Below are 11,518 nucleotides of genomic sequence, written 5' to 3'. Positions count from 1 at the left end.
CTTACCGGTCACAACAACTGCCTTATATCTCCTATCTTTTCCTTCTTATTTTTATGCCAAAATTGTAGAATGCTGAAAAAGAGCCAATAACCAGTTAACCATAATAGCATTGAACACTTCATCGCCAGCCGTGTTAAACGCCAGCAATCTAACCTGTATCCGTGAAGAGCGGATCTTGTTCGATGCCCTCGACCTTGACTTTCAACCGGGTGATATCTGGCAAATTGCAGGAGCTAATGGCACTGGCAAAACCAGTTTGTTACGGATCCTTGCCGGGTTGATGGAGCCTGAAAATGGTGAAGTTTGTTACCAGCAGACAGCAATTCAAAAATGCGCTGAAGAATATCATCAGGATTTGCTTTATCTCGGACACTCCCCCGGAGTCAAATCAGAACTGACGGTGCTGGAAAATCTGAAATTCAATCTTCAGCTATGCTCCCAGGATACCGAGCAATGCGAAAAATTACTGGAACAGGTCGATTTGTTTGGTTTTGCTGACACCTTGGCAGCGCATCTCAGTGCCGGACAACATCGGCGCATCGCTCTGGCACGACTTTGGTTGACCCAGGCGAAGATATGGATTCTTGATGAGCCGTTTACGGCGATTGATAAGCTTGGTGTTAAACGTCTGGAGCAACGTATCCTCGAACATGCGGATCAGGGGGGTATTGTTATTCTTACCACCCACCAGGATCTTTCCCTGCCTAAGAGTCGCTATCAGACCCTGACTCTTGAGAGGATATTTTCCTGATGAATCCCGCATTATCCTACCGCCAGGCGTTTAACACCATATTAAAGCGCGATTTAAAAATAGCCCTGCGCCACCGTGATGATATCGTCAATCCGTTATTATTTTTCATCATCGTCATCACCCTATTTGCCATCAGTGTTGGCGCGATGCCAAACGTACTAATGACGATAGCCCCCGGCGTTATCTGGGTTGCTGCCCTATTATCGACCCTGCTGTCGCTGGAACGACTGTTTAAAAATGATTATCAGGATGGTTCGCTCGAACAATTGCTGCTAAGTCCCTGTCCGGTATTTATTCTGGTACTGGCCAAGATAGTTGCCCACTGGCTGGTAACCAGTTTGCCACTGATTCTGCTAGCGCCATTATTGGCGATGATGATGAACCTGCATCCCGACGGCTACCTGGCATTGTTCTTAACCCTGCTTTTGGGGACACCGATCCTGAGCTTATTAGGCGCCATCGGCGTTGCCCTGACTGTTGCCCTGAAGAAAGGTGGGGTGCTGTTGAGCCTTTTGATCCTGCCTTTGTATATTCCTGTATTGATCTTAGCGACGGCGGCCGTCGAGGCAGCAACGATGAACTCGCCTTATCAAGGGCACCTTGCTATAATTGCAGCCCTGTTTTTTGCCTCGTTAATCACTGCGCCCTTTGCTGTTGGCGCTGCTCTAAAAGTGAGTACAAACTAACATGTGGAAATGGTTACACCCTTATGCCAACCCCGAAGTAGCATACCAATTCACCGGTAAGCTGATTCCCTGGTTCAATGGCATCGCTTTCATATTACTCAGCATCGGCCTGTTTCTTGGATTAGCTTACTCTCCGGCGGATTATCAACAGGGTGAAACGGTAAGGATATTCTATATTCATGTACCGGCCGCGATATTATCGATGGGCCTTTACTTTGCCATGGCAATTGCCGGCCTTAGTGCCCTGGTATGGCAGCTGAAACTTGCCCATGCAGCAATTGCAGCGATAGCCCCGGTAGGTGCAGCGTTTACGGCGATTGCATTAATTACCGGCGCCGCCTGGGGTAAGCCAATGTGGGGTACCTGGTGGATCTGGGATGCTCGCTTAACCAGTGAGTTAATCTTGTTATTCCTATATTTTGGCGTTATTGCGCTTGGCAATGCGTTTGAAGATAAAAGCCAGGGCGCAAAAGCCGTCAGTGTCCTGGCGCTGGTTGGCGTCGTTAACCTGCCAATCATTCATTACTCGGTTGAGTGGTGGAATACCCTGCACCAAGGCGCGACCGTCACCAAATTTGCCGCACCATCAATGGCAATGAGTATGTATATCCCGTTTGTCATCTGCTTTTTTGGTTGTGCTTTTCTGGCAGGCAGCCTTATCTGTAAACGATTTCAAGGCCAGGTTCTGGCGCGCAATAGCCTGCGCCCTTGGGTGAAACAACTGGCCCTGGCAGAGGATAACTAATCATGGCATTCGAATCTTTTACAGATTTTATCACGATGGGTAAGCACGGTTTTTACATCTGGCTCTCCTATGGTAGCGCGCTTATTATTTTGCTGGTGATGGGCTTTAATAGTTTTCGCCAGCCGAAAATACAGTTAGATAAAATTCGTCAGCGCATGCATCGCGAACAACAGCTAAAAGCTTATCAGCAAAAGAAAGCTGAGCAGCGCTCTCAGTCACATTCCGGGGAGGCAGTATGAACCCAAGGCGTAAAAAGCGTTTAACCATTATCAGTCTTATCTTATTTGGGGTCGCCAGTGTAACTGGACTGTCACTTTATGGTCTGAGCAACTTCGTTGATGTTTTCTACACCCCATCGGAAGTTCATAACGGTAAAGAAGACGGTACCTTAAAGCCAGAAGTCGGCCAGAATATCCGCGTTGGAGGCCTGGTGGTGGTTGGTAGTGTAAAACGCGACCCAGAAACCCTGAAAGTGTCGTTTGACCTGATTGATACAGGCCCGATGATCACGGTGCAATACGAAGGAATTCTTCCGGATTTGTTTCGTGAAGGACAAGGCATTGTCGCCCAGGGAAAACTCATTAAGCCGACGACCCTATTGGCTACCGAAGTCCTTGCTAAGCATGACGAAGAGTACATGCCCAAGGAAATCGCCGATGCCATCGGCAAACATCATAAACCTGCGGATTATAACTAATATATCGGGGGCCTTCCCGTAGCCCCCATCCAGTCGATTGTTGCGTCTTATGTCCTCACACGGTGGAATGCTGTGTTTGATATCCTCGTAAGGTGGATTGCTGTGTCTATATCCTCGCAAGGTGGATTGCTGCGTCCTATTTCCTCGCATGGTGGATTTCTGCTTCTAATGTCCTCGTTTCTACTTGAATCCTTAGGCAAGCAGCATGCGTTAACATGGGTGTCTTAATAACCGAACTCAACATACACCCAAGGCCGTTCGCCATCCGAAACCTGAGACCTGAAAACGGAAACCTAGACGCTAAGCAGTAAACCTCAACCATGGGTGTCTTAATAACCGAACTCAACATACACCCAAGGCCGTTCGCCCTCCGAAACCTGAGACCTGAAACCGGAAACCGGAAACCTAGACGATAAGCAGTAAACCTCAACCATAGGTGTCTTAATAACCGAACTCAACCTAAACTCAAGGCCGTTCGCCATCCGAAACCTGAGACCTGAAACCGGAAACCTAGACGCTAAGCAGTAAACCTCAACCATGGGTGTCTTAATAACTAAACTCAACATACACCCAAGGCCGTTCGCCATCCGAAACCTGAGACCTGAAGCCCGCCCCCAAACCAAAACCGTAGGCGTTAACCATGGGTGTCTTAATAAATACGTTTCATCGGGACACTCTTCGCAGCAATTGATAGATATTCGGAAAATTAAGACTTAGATTGTTAATAACTCATAAATGGCGACTATTTATTCATTTAAACTGCAAAAATATGAACTGTAACTAAAAAACAAAAAATAACTATTTATACTTTTCCGCCACTTTCTCGTAATACGGAAAAATATCGAGTTAAAACAGCAGGATAAGCTAACAGCACAAACAATCAAACTCTTCACCAAAATGCCCTTCAATACCATTTTTGTACCTTTATTACACAACTTCCAACACCTCACCTTTACCTAAAAAGTTAATAATTACAGCTAGATATCTCCATCATTTACACCTTAGCAACACGTCTAGCGCAACTGTTACAGACTATTCTCTTGAGTTACAAATTCCTTCTAAGATGGCGACAAGTCGTTACGAATCTGTTCCAGGGACAATTTGGACGCAAAATCTTAGGAGTTAAATATGTTCAAGAAAAATTCAATCGTGAAAGCGTTACTTGTTGGTACCTCTTCGGTATCGGCGCTTTCGATCACAGCCGCAAATGCAGATGCTCAGGCAGACGCTGAAATGGCACTAAATGTGGAACGAATTGAAATCACAGGTTCAAGGATCAACCGTACAGATATGGAAACAGCCAGCCCGGTAACCGTCATCGGTGCTGAGCAAATTGCTAAAAGTGGTTTTACTTCGGTACAAGAAATCTTAAATGTACAACCGACAGCTGCCGGTATGAGCGTTGGTTCAACCACGAACAATGGTTCTGGTGGTAGCGCAACCGTAAACCTGCGTGGCATGGGCGCCAAGCGTACCCTGGTTCTTCTGAACGGTCGCCGTATGGTAGCTTCTGGTACTGGTGCCGACTCATCCGTAGACTTAAACACCATTCCGGTAGCGATGATTAAATCAATCGAAATCCTTAAGGATGGTGCATCTGCCGTATACGGTTCTGACGCGATTGCTGGTGTAGTTAACATCATCACCAAAAAAGACTTCGATGGCACCGAACTTAAAGCAGAAGCCAGCCAGACCGACAAAGGCGATGGCACAACCTCAGGTTTTAATGCCTTAACCGGTTTTGAAATTGCCGGTGGTAACCTGGTATTGGGTGCCCAGTATTCAAATCGTGGCAAAATCATTCAGTCTGATCGTGATTTTGTATCGCCTGGCTACTCTTCATCGATTCCTGAAGGTACCCTGGGTGGTTTAACGCCTGACGGTAATGGTGGTTTTAAACCGCGTGACACTGGCTTTGACTACACCAAGGACAGCTATGCGCAAACGCCAAACGAATTATACAGTGTTTTCTCAAGCTTCAATCGTGAGCTGGATGCAGATACTGAGTTTAACGCTGACGTGATGTTCACTCACCGTGACTCTAAACAACAGATGGCACCTATGCCTGCTACCGTAGATTTAGAAACCGCTAATCTCGACAGCGAGTGGCTGACCTCGTTTACGGACGAGCAAGGCAATGTTCCTGAAGAATTAGAATACAAACGCCGTATGGCAGATGCAGGTCCGCGTATCTTTAAACAACAAACGGATACTATTCGTGCATCAGTTGGCGTAAAAGGCTATCTGGATAACGACGCTACCTGGGATATGTCAGCAACGTATGGTCGCAATGATGCCAAAGATCAAATGGAAAATGCCATCCACGGTGGCAACATGATCGAAAGTATCTACAACAACCAGGACCTTTGGTTTAGCCCAAACCCAATTTCCAGTTCACAGCTTGAGCAAGATGGTATTGCTTATGTTGAGAATAACGAAGGTGGTAACGAACAGTTCACTTTAGCGGCTGGCTACAGCGGTGTGACTGAGTCTGACATCGGCTATGCGTTAGGTGTTGAGAGCCGTTTTGAAAGTGGTTTCTATACGCCGGATATGGTGGTACAGAACGGCGAGAGTGCATCGGCACAGCAAGACCCGACTTCGGGTAACTATTCAGTAAACTCAGCATATGCTGAATTGTCAGTGCCCGTTGGCGAAGCATTTACTGTAGAAGGTGCGGCTCGTTATGACGATTACTCAACCTTTGGTGGCGCTACAACCTGGAAGCTTGGTGCGACTTATCGTTTCACCGATACCTTTATGGTGCGCTCAGTGTTAGCAACAGGTTTCCGTGCGCCGTCAGTAAGTGAGCTGTATGCGGGTAACTCTGGTTCATTTGATTACCTATCAGACCCTTGGGGGAATGAAGAAGATGAGCAAATCCTGGTTAACTACACGGGTGATGAAAACCTGCAACCAGAAGAAAGTGAGTCGTTTACAGTAGGTGCGGTTTGGGAAGTTGCTGATGGTTTATCAACAACCCTGGATTACTGGAAGTTCGAAATCACTGATGCGATTTCTCGCGTTGATGTTCAGAATGAGATGAACCAGTGTTTTGCAGGCATTCAGGCATCATGTGACAGCATCAATATCACTCAGGATGGTGATTTATCAAATATGACATCGGCGTTGACCAACATTGGTCAGCAGAATACCTCTGGTATCGACTGGAACGTGTCTTATGTGTTAGATCGTTACCGCTTTACCTGGGACAGCACTTACCTGCTTGAGTTTGAACAAGATGGTGTGGATTACACGGGTACAATCGATGGTAACATCGGTGGTTATTCAGAACTTAAATCAACCTTTATGGTTAATACCGATCTGACTGATAACCTGAGTGCTCAGTACTATGCACAGTACATCAAGGGTATGGACGGTAACGCCTGGGGTACACCATTTAGCACCGACGACGTGGTTTATCACAATGTCTCTGCTACCTACTTCCTGGGTGACGACTGGACACTTAACGGCGGTATCAAAAACCTGTTAGATACTGAACCTGAAAATGTTCCAAATGGCGATGACATGGATACGGTTCCAAGCGTTTATGACGTTATTGGTCGCACATTCTTCGTCAGTGCAACCGTTAATTTCTAATCGTTGCGCTAAAAATAAAGCGATGGCAATGCCATCGCTTTTTTCTACCCCAGGTATTACAACTATGAAACTGAAAAAATTACTGCAGCAGGAAAAACAACATATCCTGATATCACCCGCTTCTTATTTCTTGTTGCTATTACTCTCGTTAACCGGACTTTTGTCCTGCATTATTGAACTAACCATGATTTTTCAGGAACAATCACCACTGTTCACCTTACAAATTACCGGCTTCTCTAGCCTGATCGTTTCTACGTTCATATTTACCCTGTTATTTCGGGCAAACAGTGATTTGCTAGATCAGGAAATCATTGAACAGGAAAAACCTGATAGCGATTAACGTCGCCGTTAATCGGCGCTGAGCAAGTAGCCTTTACCCCAAATCGTCTTGATATGGGCATTTTCCGCTCCCTGGCTAACCAGTTTATCGCGCAAACGTGACACCCGAACGTCGACGGAACGTTCCGAACCGTCATACTCGCGACCAAGCAAAAGTTTATAGATGTTATCCCGGGTAATAACCTTACCAACGTTATACATCAGCAAGGTTAGTAGTTCGAACTCAAAATTTGACAGGGTAACTTCGCTACCGTTAATTGCGCATTTTTGTTCCGCTGGAGTCAGGGTGATTTCGCCGACTTCCAGCGTCTGGCGTTTGCCGCTGCCTACCTGCTCCTTGTAGCGTCGTAACAGGGCATCCACATGCGCTAACACTACCTGTGGACTTGCCGGTTTTACCAGATAATCATCAGCACCAACGTTAAATGCCGCCAGATGCTCGGCCTCGCTGGCATGGGACGTTAAAAACAGAATCGGCCCCTTGTATGTGCTGCGTAGCTCATGGCACACCTTATACCCATCTTTGCCTGGCAGGCCGATATCAAGAATGATCAAATCCGGTTGCGTTTTAATTTGCGTGCGATACGCCTGATCGCCACGAAACACCTGCTCTACAACATAAGATGACTTTTCCAGATAGGTTTTCATCAACGATGAGAAAACCTGATCATCTTCGACCAGCATAATGGTTGAAAACTGACTAATGTTCCCTTTCTGTTGATTCATAGGATTACCCTACAACTAATTGTTTCATATCGACTTACCCATAAGACCGGCGACGTATGTCAGGCTTTTCAGCCGGTGCATTTTGTGCAACAGTAGTGCTACCATACAATGATTTAATTTCTACTATGCTCAAGAACTTAATATTAGCAGTTAGTTTACCATTCACCCTAGTATCCACCGTTATCCAGGCAAAAGTGCCGGAATTTACCACCGGTCCGGTGATCAAAAACTATGGCCAGAACGCGCCGATAGCAAACGCTTTACCCAACCCCGAGCAGCAAAGCTTTAAAATCATCTTCGATATCAGCGAAGGCTCACAGGACGATAAGCTAAATGCTAATTACAATACGGTAGCTCGCTATATCAACATGCATGCGCGGGCTGGGGTGGCAACGGAAAACATAAAGGTGGCGATGATAGTCCATGGTAAAGCTACCGCTGAGATGGTCAGCAGCGAGCTCTATAAAAAACAACATAACAAAGATGATGTAAATGATGAGCTGATCCAGGCTTTACTAGCCGCTGGCGTTGACATCTATGTCTGCGGGCAATCAGCCAGTTATTATCAGATCGAAGCAAAAGATTTAAAACCGGGAATCAAGATGGCCTTGTCGGCAATGACTGCGAATCAATTATTGCAACAACAGGGCTATATCCTCAATCCATTCTAATGGATTGTTATTGCAATCAGGGGAATTGATACTCAGGGCGACACATTACACCTTTTTCATTAATATAGAATGACTATATCAATGAAATCTATGTTGTAACTGAACCTCAGCCCTAACTCTGAGTTGTGCAAAAATTTAATGGAATTGGTATTAGCCCTGCGGTTAAAGCAACGACTCGCTTTGTTGTTCTATGGATTTGAGTTGCTGGTAAATCAGGCCAGCCTGAGTGCGATTATTCACACTAAGTTTTTGCAATATGGCGGAAACATGGTTTTTCACTGTGGTTTCCTGAATATTCATTTCGTAGGCAATTTGTTTGTTAAGCAGGCCATCGCAAATCATCTGTAATACGTTAAACTGAGCCGGAGTCAGCGTCTCCAGTTTTGCTGCTAACACTTTCTCAGGACCATCATTTTCCACGACCAGTATGCCTTCCGGCACCCAGGTTTCGCCGTTTAATACCGTTTCAATGGCTCGCGATATTTGTTCCAGAGACGACGATTTAGGAATATAACCACTGGCGCCCAAATCAATAGCCCGGCCAATGACTTTGCCATCTTCTATCGCCGATACCATGATCACCTGGATATCCGGATAGGCATTTTTTATCCGCGACAATCCGGAAAAACCATCATTACCCGGCATATTGATATCTAGAAAGATTAATTCCAGATCATCGTGATGGTTGAGCAACTGTTGCAACTCTGCGAATGACTCGGCTTCGAGTATTTCGCTATGGCTCAGGGTTTTCGCCGCCGCCTGGATTAAAGCGGTTCGAAATAGTGGATGATCGTCTGCTATGGCTATTTTCACAACATCATAACTCATTGGGAAACCGGCCTTATTAATAACATAAATTGAATCAATTAACACTGTCAGGACGTTGACAGGAACCGGAATCGAAGAGCGGGAGAGACCCTTCGAATTCCGGTGAGCCTAAGGTGAGGTTAGAAGTTATAACCTACTGTCAGAGAGATGGTTTGCGGGTCACCGTAGTAACCAATCAGGGTGTTATCACCACCAAGACCAGGAGTATACAAGTCAGTGTTACCCGGATCACTTGGATCTGGCGTTACAAACTGGTAACCGCCAATCAGGTATTCCTCATCGGTAAGGTTTTTAACATGTAATCCTGCATACCAACTCCCCTCATTGCTGAACCAGTTTACGCTCAGGTTAACAATACCATAGCCGTCCTGAGTCAACAGGCTATCTTCTTCAAATAATACATAATCATCACGATAGTAGTAGTTACCATTGAACACAAAGTCACCTAAACCGGTTACCAAAGTGTAATTTGCTGCAAAGTTAAAGGTATATTCCGGGGTATTAGAAATAGTAAAGCGATCTGACTTGTCAAAAGTATTGCCTTCTAAATCCGTATCAATAACTTCACTAAAGTCAGAATCAATGTAACCTAAAGCAAGATCAAAGCGTAGGTCCTGCGTTGCCTGCCAAGAAATCTCTGCTTCTACACCTTCAGCTTCTGAGGAACCGATATTACCAAGACGTTGGTTAAGCTGTGTAGAGTCAGCGCCCGGCAGAACAGAAATGTATTGACGATCTTTGTGATCCAAAGAAAACAACGTGACATTGGTACGCAAGGCGTTATTCAGCCATTCAGCTTTCATCCCAACTTCATATGAATCAACGTTCTCCGGGTCAGCCGCTGGCTCTGCAGTCTGAGCTCGTGGATTAAACGTACCCGATTTGAACCCCTGAGCGAAACTTGCGAAGAACATCATATCGTCAGTTGCCTGATATTCAACACCAAGGCGCGGCGTGAATTTCGACCAGTCATCAGAGTCATCAAGAACGGTTGGCACTAAGTCACCTTCTGGACGAACATAACCATCGATCCAACCAGACTCTGGGTATACCGTTGCGAAAACAAGGCCATTGTTGACGATAGCGTCTTTTTCATCTTTGGTATAACGGCCACCAGCAGTTACTGAAAATTGTTCGGTTAAGTCGTAGGTTAACTGTGCATAAGCGGCTTTTGAGGTACCATTTGAACAACCACTCACTTCTCGTGTTAAACCCGGCGCGCCAAGGGCATTACCCAATACTTCTAAGATAGCCTCGAATTGGCCACAGGATTCTGCGTCATAATAGTAAAGACCGGCAACAAATTTGTGATTATCGCCGATATTATTGAATTGCAGCTCGTGTGTAGTTTGCTCATCATCGTAGATAGCTGGTACATCAAAGATACGCAACGGTGTATTATCAAAATCTATGTTGGTTGGAGAATAACTCTCACGGTCTGCAAAAGTATACTTTAAACTACTGGTGGCAGAGATATCCCAATTAGCGGTCAGGCTATAGCCCTCAAGTTCAACTTTATTCCAGGTTGGTAACGAGGTATATGAGTCGTAAACGCTGTCAGGTACTGGCGCATCGGTAAGAATACTTGGCAATAATCGATAGCCACCTTTAGAGTTCGATTCGTCTTCGGTTTTGTCATAATTTAAACGGAAGAATAAATCATCGCTAGGACGAAACTCGAGTGTTAAACGTCCGGCTACTACATCCTTGTTGTAGTTTTCTTTATCCTGGTCGCCCAATTGAGGATCAACCTGCAGGTACTCGCCAAAGCCGTCACGTTGCAATGATGCGATACCGAATCCCAGATACAGCATGTCATCAATTACCGGTAACTGACCTGTAGCTTTGATATCTGCCTGACTGTATGAGCCGATAGTCCCCTGGATATTCAGCTCTGCATCACCACTCATTTCCTTGGTGACATACTTAATTGCACCACCAATGGTGTTCTTACCGTATAGAGTACCCTGCGGACCACGTAAAACTTCAATGCGTTCTACATCAAGCAGGTCAAGAACCGCACCCTGTGGACGGGCGATATAAACGTCATCAACATAAATACCGACACCCGGCTCATAACCCCAAAGAGGGTCTTGCTGACCCACGCCACGAATAAATGCGGTAATGGTTGAGTTAGTTCCTCGGCTGCGCTGTAAAGTGGTATTTGGCGAGAACTGCTGAACTTCAGTCAGTACTTCGATGCCGTTTGTCGCGAGCTCTTCTGAACCAATCGACGTAACAGCCACTGGCACTTCCTGCAGGTTTTCAACGGTTTTACGGGCGGTAACTTCGATGCGCTCCAGGCCGGCACTATCGAGCGCTTCCTGCTCTTCCTGTGCCGAAGCGGTCACTGGTCCGAAGATTGCGGCGCTGACGGCCAATGCGCAAAGTGTTTTGCGCGAATTAGTATAAGTTGACTTCATATCTCCCCCAATTGGATTGGAATTTTTCTTGTTATGTTTGTTGCTATATTGA

At 45.8% G+C, this 11,518-nt stretch carries 11 protein-coding genes; 8 read left to right on the top strand and 3 right to left on the bottom strand.

The features are described 5' to 3' along the window. Nucleotides 1-103: 103 nt before the first annotated feature. From ccmA to E8M12_RS01705, 7 genes are all read left to right on the top strand, one after another. A complete protein-coding gene (ccmA, locus tag E8M12_RS01735) occupies nt 104-751 on the top strand; it encodes a cytochrome c biogenesis heme-transporting ATPase CcmA (RefSeq protein WP_136734342.1) in 648 nt (215 codons plus the stop codon). Beyond that, nucleotides 751-1,437, top strand: coding sequence for a heme exporter protein CcmB (gene ccmB, locus E8M12_RS01730; protein WP_136734341.1), 687 nt, complete (start codon nt 751-753; stop codon nt 1,435-1,437). Before ccmA ends, ccmB begins: the two co-directional genes overlap by 1 nt. Before the next feature lies 1 nt (nt 1,438). Beyond that, nucleotides 1,439-2,182 (top strand): heme ABC transporter permease, encoded by a 744-nt coding sequence (locus E8M12_RS01725; protein ID WP_136734340.1) that lies wholly within the window; start codon nt 1,439-1,441, stop codon nt 2,180-2,182. A 2-nt stretch (nt 2,183-2,184) separates the two neighbouring features. Continuing rightward, entirely contained in the window at nt 2,185-2,421 is a 237-nt protein-coding gene (gene ccmD / locus E8M12_RS01720) for a heme exporter protein CcmD (protein WP_136734339.1), read from the top strand. After that, nucleotides 2,418-2,879: a cytochrome c maturation protein CcmE gene (ccmE, locus tag E8M12_RS01715; RefSeq protein ID WP_136734338.1), complete on the top strand. Its 462-nt coding sequence runs from the start codon at nt 2,418-2,420 to the stop codon at nt 2,877-2,879. The genes ccmD and ccmE overlap by 4 nt, the downstream gene beginning before the upstream one ends. 1,128 nt (nt 2,880-4,007) lie before the next feature. Beyond that, complete coding sequence (locus E8M12_RS01710; protein ID WP_136734337.1) at nt 4,008-6,479, top strand: TonB-dependent receptor plug domain-containing protein; 2,472 nt, start codon at nt 4,008-4,010, stop codon at nt 6,477-6,479. 64 nt (nt 6,480-6,543) lie between these two features. Next, nucleotides 6,544-6,819 carry a hypothetical protein gene (locus E8M12_RS01705; protein WP_136734336.1) on the top strand — a complete coding sequence of 92 codons (276 nt, stop codon included), beginning with the start codon at nt 6,544-6,546 and terminating at the stop codon, nt 6,817-6,819. A gap of 8 nt (nt 6,820-6,827) precedes the next feature. On the opposite strand, the gene E8M12_RS01700 is transcribed toward E8M12_RS01705, so the two are convergent. Further along, nucleotides 6,828-7,544: a response regulator transcription factor gene (locus E8M12_RS01700; RefSeq protein ID WP_136734335.1), complete on the bottom strand. Its 717-nt coding sequence runs from the start codon at nt 7,542-7,544 to the stop codon at nt 6,828-6,830. Between the two features lie 56 nt (nt 7,545-7,600). Between E8M12_RS01700 and E8M12_RS01695 the strand changes: the two genes are divergently transcribed. Beyond that, complete coding sequence (locus E8M12_RS01695) at nt 7,601-8,215, top strand: DsrE family protein (protein WP_136734334.1); 615 nt, start codon at nt 7,601-7,603, stop codon at nt 8,213-8,215. Nucleotides 8,216-8,377: 162 nt separating this feature from the next. On the opposite strand, the gene E8M12_RS01690 is transcribed toward E8M12_RS01695, so the two are convergent. Together E8M12_RS01690 and E8M12_RS01685 are read right to left on the bottom strand one after the other, a co-directional pair. Continuing rightward, nucleotides 8,378-9,043, bottom strand: a complete 666-nt coding sequence (locus tag E8M12_RS01690; protein WP_136734333.1) for a response regulator transcription factor — start codon at nt 9,041-9,043, stop codon at nt 8,378-8,380. Between the two features lie 119 nt (nt 9,044-9,162). Further along, nucleotides 9,163-11,466, bottom strand: coding sequence for a TonB-dependent receptor (locus E8M12_RS01685; RefSeq protein ID WP_136734332.1), 2,304 nt, complete (start codon nt 11,464-11,466; stop codon nt 9,163-9,165). Nucleotides 11,467-11,518: the final 52 nt, after the last annotated feature.

Origin of the sequence: Thalassotalea mangrovi, from assembly GCF_005116735.1 — a bacterium.
In the GTDB taxonomy this organism is placed as follows: domain Bacteria; phylum Pseudomonadota; class Gammaproteobacteria; order Enterobacterales; family Alteromonadaceae; genus Thalassotalea_A; species Thalassotalea_A mangrovi.
The sequence above is the reverse complement of the archived record's forward strand: the minus strand, read 5'-3'. Positions and strand labels throughout refer to the sequence as shown.